Source organism: Lactobacillus huangpiensis (assembly GCF_019972815.1).
Lineage (GTDB): Bacteria > Bacillota > Bacilli > Lactobacillales > Lactobacillaceae > Lactobacillus > Lactobacillus huangpiensis.
The window spans coordinates 69583-87611 of sequence record NZ_BPPA01000002.1 but is presented as its reverse complement, the minus strand read 5'-3'; the positions used below and the strand labels follow the sequence as shown (position 1 = coordinate 87611).

Annotated in this window: 19 protein-coding genes; 1 reads left to right on the top strand and 18 read right to left on the bottom strand. The window is 36.8% G+C overall.

The window, feature by feature from the left end; all coding sequences use genetic code 11:
- Window positions 1-63: 63 nt before the first annotated feature.
- From pyrG to LDM90_RS02165, 16 genes are all read right to left on the bottom strand, one after another.
- A complete protein-coding gene (pyrG, locus tag LDM90_RS02240; protein WP_198212954.1) occupies window positions 64-1683 on the bottom strand; it encodes a CTP synthase in 1620 nt (539 codons plus the stop codon).
- Between the two features lie 125 nt (window positions 1684-1808).
- Window positions 1809-2363: a DNA-directed RNA polymerase subunit delta gene (gene rpoE, locus LDM90_RS02235; RefSeq protein WP_198212951.1), complete on the bottom strand. Its 555-nt coding sequence runs from the start codon at window positions 2361-2363 to the stop codon at window positions 1809-1811.
- 46 nt (window positions 2364-2409) lie between these two features.
- On the bottom strand, window positions 2410-2814 hold the full coding sequence (locus LDM90_RS02230; RefSeq protein ID WP_223896355.1) for a YwiB family protein: 405 nt from the start codon (window positions 2812-2814) through the stop codon (window positions 2410-2412).
- Between the two features lie 116 nt (window positions 2815-2930).
- Window positions 2931-4127, bottom strand: a complete 1197-nt coding sequence (locus tag LDM90_RS02225) for an MFS transporter (protein WP_223896354.1) — start codon at window positions 4125-4127, stop codon at window positions 2931-2933.
- Window positions 4128-4229: 102 nt separating this feature from the next.
- Window positions 4230-5000 carry a carboxyltransferase subunit alpha gene (gene accA / locus LDM90_RS02220; protein WP_223896353.1) on the bottom strand — a complete coding sequence of 257 codons (771 nt, stop codon included), beginning with the start codon at window positions 4998-5000 and terminating at the stop codon, window positions 4230-4232.
- Window positions 4990-5844, bottom strand: coding sequence for an acetyl-CoA carboxylase carboxyltransferase subunit beta (locus LDM90_RS02215; RefSeq protein WP_223896352.1), 855 nt, complete (start codon window positions 5842-5844; stop codon window positions 4990-4992). Before LDM90_RS02215 ends, accA begins: the two co-directional genes overlap by 11 nt.
- Window positions 5834-7231, bottom strand: a complete 1398-nt coding sequence (locus tag LDM90_RS02210) for an acetyl-CoA carboxylase biotin carboxylase subunit (protein ID WP_223896351.1) — start codon at window positions 7229-7231, stop codon at window positions 5834-5836. The genes LDM90_RS02215 and LDM90_RS02210 overlap by 11 nt, the downstream gene beginning before the upstream one ends.
- Window positions 7232-7242: 11 nt before the next feature.
- Window positions 7243-7689, bottom strand: coding sequence for a 3-hydroxyacyl-ACP dehydratase FabZ (gene fabZ / locus LDM90_RS02205; RefSeq protein WP_034977930.1), 447 nt, complete (start codon window positions 7687-7689; stop codon window positions 7243-7245).
- A gap of 11 nt (window positions 7690-7700) precedes the next feature.
- Window positions 7701-8159, bottom strand: a complete 459-nt coding sequence (accB, locus tag LDM90_RS02200) for an acetyl-CoA carboxylase biotin carboxyl carrier protein (protein ID WP_034977932.1) — start codon at window positions 8157-8159, stop codon at window positions 7701-7703.
- Window positions 8160-9392, bottom strand: coding sequence for a beta-ketoacyl-ACP synthase II (gene fabF, locus LDM90_RS02195; RefSeq protein WP_223896350.1), 1233 nt, complete (start codon window positions 9390-9392; stop codon window positions 8160-8162).
- 10 nt (window positions 9393-9402) lie between these two features.
- Entirely contained in the window at window positions 9403-10137 is a 735-nt protein-coding gene (gene fabG / locus LDM90_RS02190) for a 3-oxoacyl-[acyl-carrier-protein] reductase (protein ID WP_223896349.1), read from the bottom strand.
- Window positions 10134-11084 carry an ACP S-malonyltransferase gene (locus LDM90_RS02185; RefSeq protein WP_223896348.1) on the bottom strand — a complete coding sequence of 317 codons (951 nt, stop codon included), beginning with the start codon at window positions 11082-11084 and terminating at the stop codon, window positions 10134-10136. The genes fabG and LDM90_RS02185 overlap by 4 nt, the downstream gene beginning before the upstream one ends.
- A complete protein-coding gene (gene fabK, locus LDM90_RS02180) occupies window positions 11071-12024 on the bottom strand; it encodes an enoyl-[acyl-carrier-protein] reductase FabK (RefSeq protein WP_223896347.1) in 954 nt (317 codons plus the stop codon). The genes LDM90_RS02185 and fabK overlap by 14 nt, the downstream gene beginning before the upstream one ends.
- A 3-nt stretch (window positions 12025-12027) precedes the next feature.
- A complete protein-coding gene (locus LDM90_RS02175; protein ID WP_034977944.1) occupies window positions 12028-12276 on the bottom strand; it encodes an acyl carrier protein in 249 nt (82 codons plus the stop codon).
- A 37-nt stretch (window positions 12277-12313) separates the two neighbouring features.
- Window positions 12314-13285, bottom strand: coding sequence for a beta-ketoacyl-ACP synthase III (locus LDM90_RS02170; protein ID WP_373307158.1), 972 nt, complete (start codon window positions 13283-13285; stop codon window positions 12314-12316).
- The gene (locus LDM90_RS02165; RefSeq protein WP_084600351.1) at window positions 13285-13758 is read right to left on the bottom strand and encodes a MarR family winged helix-turn-helix transcriptional regulator; all 474 of its coding nucleotides are present in this window, start codon (window positions 13756-13758) and stop codon (window positions 13285-13287) included. Before LDM90_RS02165 ends, LDM90_RS02170 begins: the two co-directional genes overlap by 1 nt.
- A 297-nt stretch (window positions 13759-14055) precedes the next feature.
- Between LDM90_RS02165 and LDM90_RS02160 the strand changes: the two genes are divergently transcribed.
- Window positions 14056-14820, top strand: a complete 765-nt coding sequence (locus LDM90_RS02160) for a biotin--[acetyl-CoA-carboxylase] ligase (RefSeq protein ID WP_223896345.1) — start codon at window positions 14056-14058, stop codon at window positions 14818-14820.
- Window positions 14821-14943: 123 nt separating this feature from the next.
- Here the strand turns inward: LDM90_RS02160 and LDM90_RS02155 are convergent, their stop codons facing one another.
- Window positions 14944-16647, bottom strand: a complete 1704-nt coding sequence (locus tag LDM90_RS02155; protein WP_308443167.1) for an FAD-binding protein — start codon at window positions 16645-16647, stop codon at window positions 14944-14946.
- Between the two features lie 470 nt (window positions 16648-17117).
- Window positions 17118-17942, bottom strand: coding sequence for a helix-turn-helix domain-containing protein (locus LDM90_RS02150; protein WP_187153929.1), 825 nt, complete (start codon window positions 17940-17942; stop codon window positions 17118-17120).
- Window positions 17943-18029: the final 87 nt, after the last annotated feature.

Sequence of the window (18029 nt, the reverse complement as noted above, 5' to 3'; positions counted from 1 at the left end):
AAGAGAAGACCTTCGCCTTCCCCAGCCCAAAAAACTAGTTTTTGTATTATCTAAATATTCCAATTAAAGCTTTTCTTCAGGAAGACCACTTGCAGCACCAATAAATGCTTTGTAAAGTCCCTCAGGTCTTTGTGGCCTGCTCAAAAATTCGGGATGATATTGAGCAGCAATAAAGAATTTATTTTTAGTCAATTCAATAATTTCAACTAAATGATTATCTGGTGAAACACCGGCAAATGTCATACCGGCTTTTTCAAAAGCTTCACGATATTCATTATTAAATTCATAACGATGACGGTGACGCTCTTGGATAACATCTTGATTATCATAAGCAGCAGCAGTCTTTGTCCCCTTCTTCAAAGTTGCAGGATAAAGGCCCAAACGCAAAGTTCCGCCAATATTTTCTTCATCACGTTTATCAGCCATAATGTCAATAACGTTGTGCTTGGTCTTAGGATCTGCTTCAGTAGTATTGGCATCCTTGTAACCCAATACATCACGAGCAAACTCGACTGTTGCCATCTGCATCCCAAGACAAACGCCTAAAAATGGAATATCATTTTCACGAGCATATTTAATAGCAGTAATCATACCCTCAAAACCACGAGAACCAAAGCCACCCGGAACGATTAACCCATCTGACCCTTTCATATAGTCAGCAATATTATCTTCAGTCACGTCTTCTGCCTGTACCTTATTAATCACGACGTTTGTATTGTAGGCGTAACCAGCGTGTTTTAAGGCATCTGTAACAGAAATGTAGGCATCTTCCAGTTCAACGTATTTACCAACGAGAGTAATTTTTGTAGTATGCTGCAAGTTCTTAACACGTTCGGCAAGTCTTTGCCATTCGGACATATCTGCTTTATCCTTAGGACTCTTGAGATGCAAGAAATCACAAACTTTTTGATCCATTTCTTGTTTTTGGAAAGCCAAAGGCAAATCAAAAAGTGAAGGAGCATTAATTGACTCAATAATGCGGTCAACCGGCACATCAGTAAAGTTAGAAATTTTATCTTTGTGCTCTTGATCAATTGGCATTTCTGCACGCAAAACCAACATATTAGGTTGAATTCCAATACTACGCAGTTCAGCGACTGAATGTTGTGTCGGCTTTGTTTTCATTTCTTGGGCTGCATGCAAGTAAGGTACTAAAGTACAGTGAATGTACATGACATTTTCTTCACCAACTTCACGTCGCATCTGTCTGATAGCTTCCATAAAAGGAGTTGATTCGATATCACCAACAGTACCACCAATTTCTGAAATGACAACATCAGAATCAGTTGTCAGACCTGCACGCATGATTTTTTGCTTAATCATATCTGTGATGTGGGGAATGACTTGAACAGTTGCACCATGATAGTCCCCGCGCCGTTCTTTTTCAAGCACTTCTTTGTAAATTTTACCGGTAGTAACATTGGAATATTTGCTTGTGCGTACGTCCACAATTCTCTCGTAGTGACCCAAGTCAAGATCTGCTTCAGTACCATCATCAGTGACAAATACTTCACCATGTTGATAAGGATTCATTGTTCCGGGGTCGATGTTAATGTATGGATCAAATTTTTGCATTGTCACCTTTAAACCGCGGTTTTTTAATAATCGACCTAAGCTAGAGGCAGTAATTCCTTTACCAAGTGAAGAAACAACACCGCCAGTAACGAAGATATATTTTGTCATTAGCTCAAACTCCTTTGCAAAAAATAAGAATAATCAAAAATAAAAAAGCTCCCATACGGGAGCTTAAACGCACATAACGTGCCCAAATAAAATACTATCTATTTTATGAGACAAAGTCAAGAAAATTATTCATCATCATCGTCGTCTTCATCATCGTTCAATTCAGACAACTGACCTTCAATGCCATCTGGCAAGTCTTCATCATCGTCGTCATCGGTGTTGACATATTCATCGTCATCGTCAAAATCATCCGGCTCATCATCAGCAGTGGCATCCAAGTCTTCGTCTTCTGGATCATCATTATCATAATCAATGATATCATCGCTACCTGTAGCACTCGCTAAAAAGGCATTAACTTTCTTATGGTGCGTCCGAGTATCTTCTTCATCCTCATCTTCTGGGTGATTAACTTCTTCATCAACTGATTCATATGGAAACCAAGAACGAAGAGCCCACACATTTTCACCCATCGAAATGAATTCACCATCGGTATTCATGTCAGTATAGAATTGGGGCAAACGGTCCCTTATTTCTTCATCACTCACGCCTAAGTACTTTTGCACTGCGTTAACAATATCAGCAAAAGCCATTCTTTTATTGTTATCTTCTAAAATTGCGCGAGCAACTTCAATCATTGATAATTCATTGCGATTTTTGTCTTTAAAGTCGTTTAATCCCACAATGTATTCCTCTCTCTTAAACAGTCTTTCTTATTTTACTAGGCGTTCAAGTAAAAATCAATGTGACGGTATAATTACCTATTAAGTATAGACCACTATAAAGGTTATATTCAATCTGAAGTTCGCTTGAACCATTATTTTTAGGGAAAAATTTAATAAATTCAGTTGTACTTTGGAGATCCATTTGATAACCTTGAGCAACATAGCGACAATCTTTCCGCTCACCAACGACAAAATGGAGTTGTGAGTAGTTATTTCTGTCAGTTCCCCGCCTAATAATCACATTACCTTCTCTAATTAATATCTTAACGGGAACTTTGCCATCTTCCAAATATGAAACTCTGGTATTGCCGGCAGACTCAACTAATTCGCCATCAGCTGTTTTCTTGAAAGTTTCACTATCTTTACCTTGGATTATTTTGCTAGTAAAATCAATTTTTACTTTAGTCATATATTTGATTCTTTGAAATAAAAAAGCCAACCTTCCAGATTAGCAAATATGTCGTAATGTCCTTCTTAATTTTAGCAAAAAATATTATAAAACAAATTATTTTTTAATGCCAACAATTACTTTAAATAGTTTTTTTTGGGTACTATCAGCAAAATATTTATACCACCTATTATAATTAAGCTCGCACAAAGAACAATAATAAATTTTTCACCAACATGATCAAGAATTATGCCAGAAACAACTGAAGAAACGGGTCCACCAATATTGGCAAAAGTTCTGATTGTGGTTAAAACCCGCCCCAAATAATTATTTGCTGTGGAAGTCTGAATGACAGATTCAGCAAGAACGTTATGAATACTGGTAGCAGGACCAAAAAGAAAAAGCAAAATACCAAAAAGTACCATGTTTTTTAAAGAAAACAACATCAAAATAAGCGGTATGGCGCTAATAGTCCAAGCCCAGCCAACTGTTATAATTTTTGCTTTCATTTTGCCGGCTATTAAGGCTCCCAGTATTATTCCCGCCAGTATGCATATGTAGAAAGTGCTATAAAGTGCCGGCTGTCCCGCTTTTGCGGCTATACGGGGTAAAATTAAAATCATTGCAGGTTGTGCAAACGAATAAAGCAAGCCAGACCAAAGATAGTGCAATAAAAAGACGTTTTTCTTAATGTAACTGTAGCCGCTGAAAATTTTTTGCCAATATTTAGTTAAGCCTTCAGTCTGACTTTCTTTTTCTTTAACTGCATTATGAACAGGTATTTTTCTCAGAGCTGCAATTAACAATAACAGCCCTAGTAAACTCAAGCAGGCACAAGCTAAAATAATGTCTCCGCTTGCCATAAAAGCCAGTAAAGCACCAGAAAGTGCAGTACCACCAACATTTACCAGTTGATCCACGATATTAATCTTGGAAACAATACTGGTCATTTCTGTTTCATCTAGAATAGATTCTTTTAAAATAGCGCGATCAGCCGGGTTAAAAAACTCATCACAAATTGATAGTAATCCAGCAATAATAATGGCTAAAATATAACTTTGGCTAAAATAAATAATCACAGCTGTAAGCATAAACAGTAAGATTACTTGAATCACCATAGAATAGATGCTGGTTTTCTTGAAAGAGTGACTGTCAATAAAAGGACCGTAAAAAATAGAAAGAGCAGCAGTTATTGTGAAAATAGCATTAGTAATGCCAACCACAGTTGAACTTTTAGTTTGAATCTGGATCCACCAAATAAAAACCATGCCATAAAGCGAATTACCCAAGCCACTAACTAAGCGTGATAATAAGTATGGTTTTTTCTCTAACATAATTTTTCTCGTTTCGTGCTAGGTCTGCTAAAATTCTATTTTAATTAAAAACTAATTAAACATTTAAAGCAATATGTTTTTTATTAATTAGTATTAATTCTTTTAGAACTTGCGGTATCTGGCATGTCTTTTATCTAATAAATCTGCCAAATTTTCAGTTTGAAATTTTTTTAGACTTTGCTCAATTAATTCTTTTAATCCTTGAGCTTGATTTTCCAGAACTTGTTCAGGCAAAACCCTTTCTACTATGCCCTGTTTCTTTAACCATTCCGGTTCAATGTGCATTATTTCTGCCGCCTTTGAGGCAAGTTTAGCATCCTTCCACATAATTGAAGCAAAACCCTCCGGTGACAAAACTGTATACATACTATGTTCCAGCATCCAAACTTCATCACTGCAAGCAAGGGCCAAGGCTCCACCTGACCCAGCTTCACCAATAATAATAGTCAGAATTGGTACTTTTAATTGCAGCATTTCACTAATATTAGCAGCAATAATCTGCCCCTGGCCGTTCTTTTCAGCTTCTGCTCCTGGATATGCACCAGGCGTATTGATAAGAGTGACAATGGGAGTACTCATTTTGGCAGCTGTTTTCATTACCCGCAGTGCTTTGCGATAACCTTGGGGTAAGGGACTGCCAAAATTAGTTGCCATGCGCTCTTTTAATTCTTGTCCCTTATTAGTTGCAATGACACAGATACTCATATCATTTATAGTTGCAAAACCCGCTATTATTGCTGCATCATCACTACTTGTGCGGTCTCCGTGCATTTCAAAAAAATCTGGAAACAATTGAATTACCAGACGATGCATGTTACTTTTATAGTCACTTCTTGCTCCATCCATAATGGCTAAAATTTCATCATTCGCCATGAACTTGAGCCTCCCATTTTTCTGCGGCAAAAATTTTAAGTATCTGACCTAGTTTTGCTACTTGCTCATCTCGGGGTACAATACTATCAATAAAGCCGTTTTGGTAAGCATTCTCAACTGTCTGAAAATCTGGTGGCAGTTTTTTATTAATAGTCTGTTCAATAACTCTCCGTCCGGCAAAACCTAACAATGCTTTAGGCTCAGCTAAAATAATGTCTGCCTGGGAAGCAAAACTGGCAGTGACACCACCAGTTGTTGGATCCATAATTACGCTGACATAAAGTAAATGTGCTGCGCGATGGTCATTAACTGCCTGTGAGATTTTAGCCATTTGCATTAGTGAATGAATTCCCTCTTGCATTCTGGCACCACCTGAAGCAGCAAACAAAACAACGGGTAATTTCTTTGTGGTTGCTTTTTCAAACAAGCGTGTTATTCGCTCACCAGTTGCTGTTCCTAGACTGCCCATTATAAACACCGGATCCATAATTCCTAAAGCAGTTTCGTAACCGGCAATATTTGCTTGGCCGGTTAAAACCGCATCCTTAAGTTTAGTTTTGGACTGCATTTTTTTAATTGTGGCTTGATAATCAGGAAAATTGAGCGGATCAGTAGTCGCTAAATCTGCATCCCATTCCGTAAAGTCCTTTGTTAGCATCTTTAAACGTGCTCTGGCAGTTACTCGAAAACCGTAGCCACAATTAGGGCACAGCTGATATTTACCAGCCCGATGAAAATAAAATTTATTGCCACATTTAGGACAAATTCTAAAAATGCCTTTAGGAACATTTTCCTGATACTTTTTTAATGCACTGTGGGGATGACTTGCGAATCTAATTGCCATTAACCTGCGCTTCCTTTTCATTATGTCTTAGTTGCTGAAGATAATCGGGTAAAAATTCTTGATCTATATACGTTGTTAAATATGTACCGGTCTGAAATTTATCATCATTAAGCAAAGCAATCAAAAAATCGCGGTTAGTAACTAAACCTTTAATTTCAAATTCTGTTAGTGCATCAAGCAAACGCTTAATTGCCATTTGCCTGTTAGCTGCATGTGCAATAATTTTGACAATCATCGAATCGTAAAATGGTGAAACGGTATCACCACTGTTAACTCCACTTTCAATCCTAATACCCAGTCCACTAGGCAATACCATTTTTGCGATCTTACCAGCTTGGGGGCAAAAATTTTTACTAGGATCCTCTGCATTAATGCGGGCTTCAATTGCAACGCCATGGACATGCACATCTTCTTGAGATATGCTCAAATCTCTTCCCGTAGCAATATTAACCTGTTCTTTAACTAGATCAACATGAGCAACTTCTTCAGTAATTGAATGTTCAACCTGAATCCTGGTATTCATCTCCATAAAATAGAAATGATGGTCAGGATCCATTAAAAATTCGATAGTACCGACATTTTCATAATTTATTGCCTTTATTGCTTTAACAGTTATCTGTTGCAAATAGTCTCTTTCTTTTGCACTGATTTGTGAACAAGGTGTTTCTTCAATCACTTTTTGCTGATTGCGTTGCATTGAACAGTCTCTTTCCGGAAGTGCCACCACATGTCCTGTTTTATCTGCCATAATCTGTACTTCAACGTGTTTTGCCGGGGAAATAATTTTTTCCAGATACATTCTGTCGTCTCCAAAAGAGATTCTGGCTTCTTCTTGTGCCTGGTTAAATGCTTCAGTTAAGTCAGCAGCTTGAGTCACACGTCTTATTCCTTTTCCGCCACCACCGGCAACGGCTTTGAGCATTACGGGGTAGCCCACTTTATTTGCAATTTTTATTGCAGCTGTAGCATTTTTAACAATCCCATCACTTCCAGGAATAACAGGTATATTATTCTTGCGCATCATTTCCCGGGCATTAGCTTTATTTCCCATTAAAGAAATGGTTTTTGACTTGGGACCAATAAAAACCAGGTGGCATTCTTCACACATTTGAGCAAATTCAGGACTCTCCGATAAAAAACCGTATCCTGGATGAATTGCATCTGCTCCAGTTAACACAGCCGCACTGACAATATTTTGCATATTTAAATACGAATCGGCCGGTTGGGGAGAACCAATACATATTGCCTCATCAGCTTCTTTAACATGTTGGGCATGTTTATCGGCCGTTGAATAAACAGCAACTGACTTAATTCCCATTTCGCGTAAAGCTCGAATTATCCTTATAGCAATTTCTCCACGATTCGCTATCAAAATTTTTTTAAACATAATGTCACACTTTACTGAATTGCAAATATTAACTGAGCAGTACAGGCAACTTTATCTTTAACAGTTGCTTTGGCTTCACCAATCCCGGCATTTCCACGTAGCTTATCCAGCTTAACTTCTAAATTTAAAGTATCTCCCGGCTTAACCATTGTTCTAAAGCGAGCATTTTTGATACCACCAAAATAAACAGTTTTCCCTTTAAAGTCTGGCATCGTCAACAACGCAACTGCACCAGTTTGCGCCAAAGCCTCAGTTATCAAAACACCCGGCATTACTGGATTACCCGGAAAATGTCCCTGAAAATAGCTTTCATTAATTGTGGTGTTTTTTTGAGCAACAGCATATTTTCCGGGTTCATAATCCAATACCTGATCAATTAACAGCATTGGAAATCGGTGAGGCAAAATAGCCTGAATCTGCACACTATCTAAAGTATGTAACTTTTTTGGTTCACTCATATTTGCTACCTTCACTCTGGAATAACCGTTATCAGTGGTTGATCATATTCAACCACTTGTTCATTTGTAACTAAAATTTTATCGATAGTTCCTGTAAAGTCGCTTTTAATTTCAGTCATCATTTTCATTGCTTCAATAACGCAAACCACATCACCTTTATTTACATGATCACCCGGCTTTTTATATTGAGGTTTTTCTGGACTTGCTTGTAAATAAACTATGCCAACAAGTGGTGCCTTAATTTTTAAAGTTTTCTGCTTAGGTGTATCTAAATTGCTAAGTTCTTGATGATTAGTTTCCTGCAGTGTTTTAGCAGACGATTGGCCCACAGGCCTTTCTTCCCTAATTTCTACTGGTGTAGCTTGACTTTTATCAATCTTAATATGACCACCGTTAAAGTCTAAATCCAGTTTGGTTATATCACTTTGATTAATTTCTGCGATTAATTTTTGAATTTCTTCAAAAGTCATTTAATCATCCCACCTTTTTAGTGCAATCACTGCATTATGTCCGCCAAAGCCAAATGAATTGCTAATGGCATAATCTATTTTTTGCTTATAATTTTGTTTATTGACCAAATTAACTTTACAGTCAGGATCTTGTTGGGTTATTCCTGCGTTTATTGGCAATAATTCTGAATTAAGTGCCAAAATTGTGGCAATGGCTTCAACAGCTCCTGCTGCTCCTAGTAAATGACCCGTCATGCTTTTAGTACTTGAAACTAGCACATTGCTATTTAGACCAAAAACCTGATTAATTGCTTTAGACTCAGCCCAATCATTTGCTTTGGTACTTGTCCCGTGAGCATTGATATAGCCCACTTGCTCAGGAGTGACCTGCGCTTCACCAAGCGCCAGTTCCATAGCTCTTGCAGCCTGGCTGCCACTAGGATCAGGAGACGTAATATGGTATGCATCTGAACTAGTCCCATAACCAACAATTTCACCTAAAATTTGTGCGCCACGACTTTGAGCATGTTCTAGCGATTCTAAAACAAGAGAGCCTGAACCTTCTCCCATCACAAAACCGTTACGATTTTGATCAAAGGGAATACTTGCTTTTTCAGGATCCCTTGACGTCGACAATGTTGAAATTGCAGCAAAACCGGCTATTCCACTTTCATTGATTGCAGCTTCTGAGCCACCGGCAATCATGACATCAGCATAGCCATCTTTTATTTGTCTGAAAGCTTCACCAATTGCATTTGTACTCGAAGCACAGGCAGTCACAATTGTGGTACTGATTCCTTGAGCATGATAGCGAATAGAAATATTGCCTGCTGCCATGTTAGCAATTGAAGTTGGAATAAACATTGGCGAAACTCGATCCAGACCTTTTTCGTGCCATTTAATAACTTGTTCCTGGATGGTAGTTAGTCCGCCAATTCCTGTGCCCCAAATTACGCCAAAACGTTCACTATTGGTATTTTTTTCATCAATTCCTGCTTGTTCCATTGCTTGTGCCGTTGAATACATAGCGTATAGTGTGAATGCATCCATGCGTTTAGTATCTTTTTTAGTTAAAAAAAGCAATGGGTCAAAATTGTCCAGTTGCCCTGCCAGAGTGACCCCACTTGAATCAGCATCAAAATAAGTAATTGGCTCAAAACCAACTTTTTGACTATTGAGTCCAGCTTCAAAACTGGTAACGTCATTACCAATAGGTGTTAAGGCACCCAAACCTGTAACTACTACTCTTGACATTACTTACTCCTTACTGCATTGTCAATCCGCCGTCTACCGTTATTGTTTGACCAGTAATATAGTCATTTTGAGCTAAAAAAACTGCGGTTTGTGCTACTTCTTCAATTTGGCCTAATCGTTTCAGCGGAATTTCCTTAACTATTTGTTGCTGGATCTTTTCACTGAGATTTCTGGTCATTTGTGTGTCAATCATCCCTGGGGCAATGGCGTTACAGCGCAAATTGCGTAATGCAGCTTCTTTAGCAACAGATTTAGTTAAGCCAATAATTCCTGCTTTACTAGCGGCATAATTAGCCTGACCAATGTTACCTGTTAAACCAACTACACTCGATAAGTTAATAAAACAGCCTTTTCTTTGCTTATACATCGGTCTCAGTGACTGTTTAATGACATTAAAGGTGCCAATCAAATTGGTGTTAACTACACTTTGAAAGTCTGCTTTAGACATTCTATTGAGCAGTCCGTCTTTGACAATACCTGCATTATTGACCACAACATCTAGATGTTCAAAATGATTGATGATTTTGGCAATCATTTCTTTAACATCTTCTTCTTTAGTTACATCTGCGCTAATATCCATTACTTCAACATGATCTTTTTCAAACTGGCCTATCACTTCAGAACTAATTGGTTGGCGGGCATTTAAAACTATTTTTGCTCCCTGTTTGGCAAAAGCTTGAGCAATTGCCAGGCCAATACCGCGTGAACTACCAGTGACCAAGACCACACCATCTTTTAACTTCATGAATTAAACTCCTTTAAAGCAGAAATCGTTTCTTGCATATTTGTCACGCTATCTGTTTGATAGGTTGGAACTCCTTTAAGAATTTTTCGTGCAAAAGAAAGCAAAGTTTTACCTGGTCCTAATTCAATAACCGCAGTTATATCTTGACTATGCTGAGCCAAAGTCTTTGCAAAATAGGTAGTAGAAACCAGCTGCTCCGTTAAAGTCGGAACAAGATTGTCAGGTGCAAACTCTTTTTGGGTCGTAGTGCTATAAATTGGAAAAGTGCCATTATGCCAATCAACTTTGTTCAATTCAGTTTTCAAAGCTCCTTGAATTGATTTCATTAATGGTGTGTGAAAAGCACCGCTTACTTTTAGTGGAACTACACGCGCACCATCTTTTTCAAGTTGTTCACGCAAATTTTGAACTGCATCTTTTTCACCACCAATAACAATTTGGTTAGGAGTATTAACATTTGCTATTCCAATCGCGCCTGTTTTTCGAGCATCTTTTACAACTGATTCAACACGTGTTAGAGAACTCTTCATGACAGCCACCATAACTCCCGGATTTTGACTGCTTGCTTGTTGCATTAGTTCACCACGCTTTTTTATCAGGTGAAGTGCTGTCTCAAATTCTAAGTAATTGGCACAAGCAAGACCACTATATTCACCCAGGCTGAGTCCGATACCTAATTTTTTAAAATCTGCATTTTCGCTAAGAATTTGGTACAAGCCATAACTTATTGTCAAAATAGCAGGTTGGGAATAACGCGTTTCGGCCAGCTCATGTGCTTTATCGGAATCAAACAGCAATTCTGCTAAATCAACATGCAATATATCACTTGCTTTAGCAATGATTTTACGGTAGTGCGGTTCGGTTTGATATAAATCATATGTCATACCAGTTTTTTGAGCACCTTGACCACTAAATAGTAAACAAATCATTTGCTTATCTTTCTCCATTCAGCAATTTGTCTGCTTGACTATAAACCTCAGTCAGAATTTCAGCAGCAGGTTGTTCCTTTTTTACCATACCTGCAATTTCTCCGGCCATAAATGAACCGGTTTCCGCATCGCCTTCAATTACTGCTCTTCGCAGACTACCAGTTCCCAGTTCTTCCAACTTGTCGTAATCAGGATGTGGCTTTAATGCCTCTTCTTTTTCAAGTCCAATATATGTTTTAGCCATCTTATTTTTTAACACCCGTGAAGGATGGCCCGCATATTCACCAGTGACTAAAGTACTGGCATCTTTGGCACGTAAAACAGCTTTTTTATAATTGGGATGTATCTTTGATTCAGTTGCTACTAAAAAGCGAGTGCCCATTTGCACGCCTTCAGCACCCAACATGAATGCAGCAGCCATGCCGCGACCATCGCCTATTCCTCCAGCTGCAATTACGGGAATTTTAACTGCATCTACAACTTGTGGTACAAGGGCCATCGTTGTTAATTTTCCAATATGACCCCCTGATTCCATCCCTTCGGCCACAACAGCGTCAACACCTACACGTTCCATCATTCTGGCCAAAGCAACAGAACCAACAACTGGGATTACTTTAATACCAGCATCTTTTAACTTTTCTATGTATTTTGCCGGATTACCCGCTCCAGTAGTCACAACTGCAACACTGTCTTTATTTGCCAAAATAACCTTAACAACTTCATCTGCATAAGGTGAAAGCAACATCACATTTACACCAAAAGGCTTTTTTGTTAGAGATTTAGCTGATTCAATCTCGTCAGCCACTACATTTCCGGGTGCATTGCCTGACCCAATGATACCTAAGCCACCAGCATTTGAAACAGCAGCTGCCAGCTTGCCATCTGCTACCCAGGCCATACCTCCTTGAAAAATGGGGTATTTAAGGCCCAGTTCTTTCATAAATGGACTTAATTCCATTTGTTAACCTTCTTTCGCTGCTAGTTGCTTTTTAACAAAATCAACTAAATCCTGAACTGTTTCAATACCTTCTTCACTTTCAATCTTGATATCAAATTCATCTTCTAATTCATTAATCACTTCAAACACGTCCAGACTGTCAGCATTTAAATCGTTTTTTATATTGGATTGAGCTGTGACGGCACTTTCATCTTCTCCAGTTTGTGCAACAATAATTTCTTTTACTTTGTTAAAAATTTCTTCTTCAGTCATTTGATTTCTCTTTCTTAAAAAATTATCTTTATCGTTTTTAAAAGCTTAGGGCAATGCTGGCAACCGTCAGGCCACCACCAAAGCCACTTAATATTAATTTTTGATTTCGTTTAATGATGCCAGAATTAACTGCTTCATCCAACAGTATTGGTACACTGGCAGCAGAAGTATTGCCATATTTTGCAATATTTTCCAAAAATTTTTCTGCAGGAATATTTAGATGCTTTGCTATTGCGGAGATAATGCGTCCATTTGCCTGATGGAGCAAAAGCCACTGCACATTATCCTTTTTCCAGTTTGCTTTTGTTAAAACTCGCCTAATGGAATTAGGTACTTCATGAGTAGCAAAGTCATAAACAGCTCTACCATCCATCTCAAAGTATTTCTTGTGTTTTGCAATCTTATCCGAACTATACGGTGAACATAAAGGTTGGTACCCTGCGGTTAATTTTGCTCCCAATTCTCCAAAAGCTGCCAAATCTTCAGCAACTATTCCTTCTGCTTGAGAACTTTTTTCAACTAACACTCCCCCACTGCCATCCCCAAAGAGAACAGCTGTTGAACGCTCTTGCCAATCTATCAACTTTGACAAAACTTCTGCTCCGATAACTAATCCTCGTTGATAGGGTCCAGCTAAAAGTTTATTCGCAATTGCCAAAGCATAAATAAAACCAGAACAGGCTGCATTAATATCAAATGCCAATGCATGACCAGCGTGCAGTTTCCCCTGCACAATTGCTGCAGTTGAAGGTGTCAGATAATCAGGTGACATAGTTGCCACAATAATAAAATCTAATTGTTCAGGCTTGAGATCAGCTTTTTGTAAAAGCTGTTGAGCAACAGTTAAAGCCAAATCCGAAGTCTGTTCACCTTGAACTACATGTCTTTCTTTAATTCCTGTCCTTGAAGAGATCCATTCATCTGAGGTAGTCATTATCTCTGCTAAATCATCATTGGTAATTACCTTAGGAGGAACATAATGAGCAGTCTGACTAATTCTTAAGCCCATCAATTAACGCTCCTTTTATTATCAATTCGTGGCGGAAATTCAAGAAAAGCACGCAGGTTCAATAGCGCACGTTCGATAATTGCCACCTGTTCATTATCAAAGCCTGCAATAAACTTTTTCACCATATGGCGGTGAAATGAATCGTGCGCCCTATAAATTAAGCGACCCCGACTAGTTAAACCCAGTCGGATTATCCTGCGATCATCTTCACCATTTATTCGTATTACATATCCCTTACGTACCAAGTTATTTACCATAGTTGACAGCGAACCTGCTGTTACCATCAATTCACTTGCTACTTGGGAACTGGTCTTGTGTTCATACATGGTAATCGCGTCGATTGCGTGCAATTCTCTTAGTGAAATGTCTTTAAATTCGCTTTTACGTAATTCGCGTTCTTCAACTTTCATAATATCTGAATAAACTGTGGACAAAAGATTATTGATGCGTTTTAAACTTGTCTCCAATAGCATCACCTCTTACTCAACTATATAATCCATAAGGATAAACATATATAAAGCCATAATTAAACTTTTTAATTCAAATAATTTCGCTTTATATCAATGACTAGCATCTCCTTTAAATACTTTTATATTCAAAATAAATTATTAGAGTATGATATGGTATTATTTATTAAATGTCAAACTCTTTTTGCAATATTAATTTATTTGCGGTAGCAAAGCAAGTATTTCTTAAAAAACTCTAAAAATAAATAGTTTGAATATCAAAGTATTTTTGCAAATTCAATTAGGTATAAGGATAGATTATTAATGAACAGTATAAAAAGAGAAGAAAATCTCAAAATATTGTTAAGCAAATTTCAACTAGAAATTAATTGGTGGAGAAGTATTAATTCCACAAATTTGTATGCAAAACAAAAACTAGCTTCTAAGGGATATTTAGGTCCCGTGCTATACGGAAGTGATGAGCAAACCTCTGGCTACGGTAAACAAAGTCGTCACTTTATTTCACAAAAAGGTGGCATCTATCTATCACTAGTAATTAAGGTGCCGCAATTGAACTGGCAGAATCAAGGATTATTAACTACCGGTATTGCATGGCAACTGCATTTGGCTATTAAAGAGATATTTCATCTAGATACTCATTTCAAGTGGGTGAATGATCTGCTTTTTAAAGGTAAAAAAATAGCTGGTATTTTGGTTGAAGTACCACAACCCCAAGTTGCCATTATTGGGATTGGCTGCAATCTTTATCAAGATCATTTGAATAATGAATTAAAGACTGCTGGAAACTTACTAACAAAAATCGCAAGTGGAAAGCAAATTTGTCAATTTATAGCTCAAATTACAGAAAATTTATTAGAATTTATTCCTCATTTTGATCAAATCAATTTTTTGCCTGAATACAAAAAAAACCTTGCACTAATGAATCATGACGTTGTCCTGACTTTAGGCAAACAAAGAATACAGGGAAAAGTGACAGACTTAACGCAACAGGCAAATTTAGTTTTAGAAACTGAAGAGGGATTGAAAAATTTTAATGCAGGCGAGGTAACAAAAGTGAGAGATTTTTAGCAAACAAAAAAGACGAAACTACTTCGTCTTTTAAAAATGTATATTATCTTAAACAGTTATAGCTTTTAATATAACAAACACACCTGCAAATAATGCATTTTACAGGTGCGTTTGAAAAATCTATTACTTTCTCTCTGCCTTATTTAACGAATCTTTGACAGCTTCTTTTATTGCTCTGCTGGTTTCTGATGCTCCAGAAACAGCATCGACATCGTAGGTGTTTTGCTCAACCATTTTTTGAGGCAACTCTTTAACAGCTTTTGAGCCGTAGTCATCACTTTCAGTTTGCTTTAAAATTTCGACATCCACAATCTTGCCTGATTCATCCAAGGTAGTTCTGACAATCACACCATCACCCATACCTTGATTACTGTATCCTAAATATTGATTAGGACCTACTTTAAATTTTTGAGCGCCTTCATCACTTGAGGCAACAAAATTATCATTAATTGGCGCACTAGTTAAATTCGTTGTACCGATTCTAGATATATCCTGTTTAGTAGCAGCAGCATTTTCTCCAGCAATTTTACCAGAAATTAAACAATCGGTAATATTACCACCGGTAGTATATTTATTAACAAATGGTGAACCTAATTCTCCTGCTTCAAACAAATGCGGGATTGGAGTCCCATTAGGATCTAGTACTTGAGCATGACCGTCACGCCGGCCGCCACCTTGAGTATTAAGCATATTTTGTCTCAGGGCAATTGCATAAAACGGTCCATTCTGACTAAACGCACGCAAAGTTGCAGGATCGCGGTGATAAGCATAATCTTTTCCTTGTTGTGCCATAAAATTGAACTCTGAAATTGTTTGAGACAAAATTTCGGGATCTTTATCAATTGCTGAAGCCAAATCAGCAATTGAATCAGCCTTAATAATATTATCCAAGAAATGAGGCACTTTAAGACCATCATCTGGTTCATTAAGAAGTTCTTCATATTTTTCCTGGTCAAAAATCATATAAGGATGGTTTTGATTCAACGGCACTACCCAATCACCATGATTATAAATATGACCATGTCGATTTAGTTCTGCTTCATTGAAGTAACGACTACCATCTTCACCAACAACGATTGCACTACCTTTTGCTATTTCTGACCAAAAAACATTTAGAGCATATGTCGAACGAATGCCTTCTTTTTGCCTTGGTGAAAGGCCATGAAATTGACCAAGTGATTCAAATGACCGCATATTCCACAACTGCGCATTTACTTCTTCCAACATTTTAATGCCATCACCCTTATTGTACAGAGAACCAATTGGTGACAAATAAGAAGACTGTAAAAACGTCTGGATCATTTCCTTATTATTTTCAAAACCACCGACAGCCAAAACTACACCGTTATTTGCTTTAATGTTGCGTAAGACATGATCTCGTTCAATTTGAGCGCCTAAAACAATTTTTGAGCCACCATCTTGGATCAAATGTTTAGCTGGACTACTGTACCAAACAGTAATTTTTTCTGAACGATCTAGTACTTTTTGGCGTAAAAGTTTCCACAAAGCAGCATCACTTGTGCCATTATGAACTAAGTAATCATCATAAGGCAATTCAGGATATTCGGTCACATATTTGGTTGAAGGAGTGCCAGCCAGCAATTTCTTCATGCTAACTGGTTTAACACCCAAATATTTTTCAAAATATTCACTCATATTAGCCATTCCTTCAATTAAATTGTTGAATGTTTCTTTGTCTGGCTTCAAAGGTGCCGCCAAATTTTCATGGTACTTTTTTAAAGCTTCATAATCCGTACCAGCTCCTACCATTTGACCAGCATAGCGTGTATTACCACCCTCATGACCTTCTGGCGCACTATCTACCAATAAAACTATAAAACTTTAGCACCACTGTCTGCCGCAAACCTGGCTGCTGTAGCACCAGCACCACCAAATCCTAAAACTATTACATCATAAACAACATCCCATTTAAAACTGTGTTCATTATTCATTATTAAGCCTCCATATAAAAACCTCTGATATAGACAACTTATTTATAATTCTAAATTCAGATATTGTGAATAAGGTAACTAAATAATTAAGAAAAGTTATTAATCGTACTTAATTTTATTTCACAAAATAGTGTACACAAAAAAGCTAATCTCACCCAAACTGTAGCAAAATTAGCTTTCAAAATTATTTATTTTTATCCGTTACGGATCCGGCATTATTATAATTAATCCTCTTAAAAGATTCATGATCTTCCCTCCCTTCAAATTTCTCACTAATTTATTTTTAAATCCATTTTATAACATATGCATCTGCAAGTATTTAAGTTTTCATATTTGAAATATTTTTTACATTCTTTTGACTATTGATTTATAGCCAGATTCATATAAAACTTCTTTGATATTTTCACCTTTTTCCTTATTTCCACCAATTAACTCTGCAAAATAAAGTCCCAAAATTTTAGAAAAGGCCAGCTCTATATTGTTAGGCATCTGTTTTATATAATTTAGAGGCTCTTTACATAAATCAAATTTATTTTTCTTAAAGCACCAATCTACATAATTAATAAGTAAAACACTTAAAGCAACTTCAATTTTTTTATCTAGTTTATTTATATTTTGATAACGTCTTATAATATTTTTAACAAAAAAAGTAGCTTCATCTACGCTGTATACCTGCATTAAGTTGGCAATAAGTATAATTCTATAATATTCTTCATCACTATAGCTTTCTTTAAAAATTAAATTTCTAATACTATTTTTTTGGTCACTAGTTAATTTTTTTAAACCTGATTTATCCTGAGTTTTGACAATTAGCTTAGCAAGCATAATCGAAAATTTAACAAACGGAGTTTGTGGGTTAATTTTTTCAAAATCTTTAATAATTTTTGTCATTTCATAATTATTTTCTGTGTAAGCTACTTTCATGAATTTGTTTATCAGAATAATCAACTTTTTCTTACTTTCTTTTTTATTTTCATAGTCATTGAAAAAATCTTTCGGATCAACATCATGTTTTTGCAAAATTTTTAGAAAGTCATTTGTCCCGATATCATTTAGGCCTCGTTCTACTTTAGAATAAAATGAAACAGAAATGACGTCAGCTGCCATTTCTGTTTGCGTCAATCCTAACTCTTGGCGTAAACTTTTTAGTTTTTTGCCTATATAGTTCATTTAATCACCTATCTCTTTATTGTTATTTATGCCATTATAATTATGAGCACATTTACCAAAACTGGCAAAACTTATTATTTAATTTTA

Coding starts and splice junctions, on each gene's coding strand:
- pyrG (WP_198212954.1), bottom strand. CDS start 1,683: ATGACAAAATATATCTTCGTTACTGGCGGTGTTGTTTCTTCACTTGGT.
- LDM90_RS02230 (WP_223896355.1), bottom strand. CDS start 2,814: ATGACTAAAGTAAAAATTGATTTTACTAGCAAAATAATCCAAGGTAAA.
- LDM90_RS02225 (WP_223896354.1), bottom strand. CDS start 4,127: ATGTTAGAGAAAAAACCATACTTATTATCACGCTTAGTTAGTGGCTTG.
- accA (WP_223896353.1), bottom strand. CDS start 5,000: ATGGCGAATGATGAAATTTTAGCCATTATGGATGGAGCAAGAAGTGAC.
- LDM90_RS02215 (WP_223896352.1), bottom strand. CDS start 5,844: ATGGCAATTAGATTCGCAAGTCATCCCCACAGTGCATTAAAAAAGTAT.
- LDM90_RS02210 (WP_223896351.1), bottom strand. CDS start 7,231: ATGTTTAAAAAAATTTTGATAGCGAATCGTGGAGAAATTGCTATAAGG.
- fabZ (WP_034977930.1), bottom strand. CDS start 7,689: ATGAGTGAACCAAAAAAGTTACATACTTTAGATAGTGTGCAGATTCAG.
- accB (WP_034977932.1), bottom strand. CDS start 8,159: ATGACTTTTGAAGAAATTCAAAAATTAATCGCAGAAATTAATCAAAGT.
- fabF (WP_223896350.1), bottom strand. CDS start 9,392: ATGTCAAGAGTAGTAGTTACAGGTTTGGGTGCCTTAACACCTATTGGT.
- fabG (WP_223896349.1), bottom strand. CDS start 10,137: ATGAAGTTAAAAGATGGTGTGGTCTTGGTCACTGGTAGTTCACGCGGT.
- LDM90_RS02185 (WP_223896348.1), bottom strand. CDS start 11,084: ATGGAGAAAGATAAGCAAATGATTTGTTTACTATTTAGTGGTCAAGGT.
- fabK (WP_223896347.1), bottom strand. CDS start 12,024: ATGGAATTAAGTCCATTTATGAAAGAACTGGGCCTTAAATACCCCATT.
- LDM90_RS02175 (WP_034977944.1), bottom strand. CDS start 12,276: ATGACTGAAGAAGAAATTTTTAACAAAGTAAAAGAAATTATTGTTGCA.
- LDM90_RS02170 (WP_373307158.1), bottom strand. CDS start 13,285: ATGGGCTTAAGAATTAGTCAGACTGCTCATTATGTTCCTCCTAAGGTA.
- LDM90_RS02165 (WP_084600351.1), bottom strand. CDS start 13,758: ATGCTATTGGAGACAAGTTTAAAACGCATCAATAATCTTTTGTCCACA.
- LDM90_RS02160 (WP_223896345.1), top strand. CDS start 14,056: ATGAACAGTATAAAAAGAGAAGAAAATCTCAAAATATTGTTAAGCAAA.
- LDM90_RS02150 (WP_187153929.1), bottom strand. CDS start 17,942: ATGAACTATATAGGCAAAAAACTAAAAAGTTTACGCCAAGAGTTAGGA.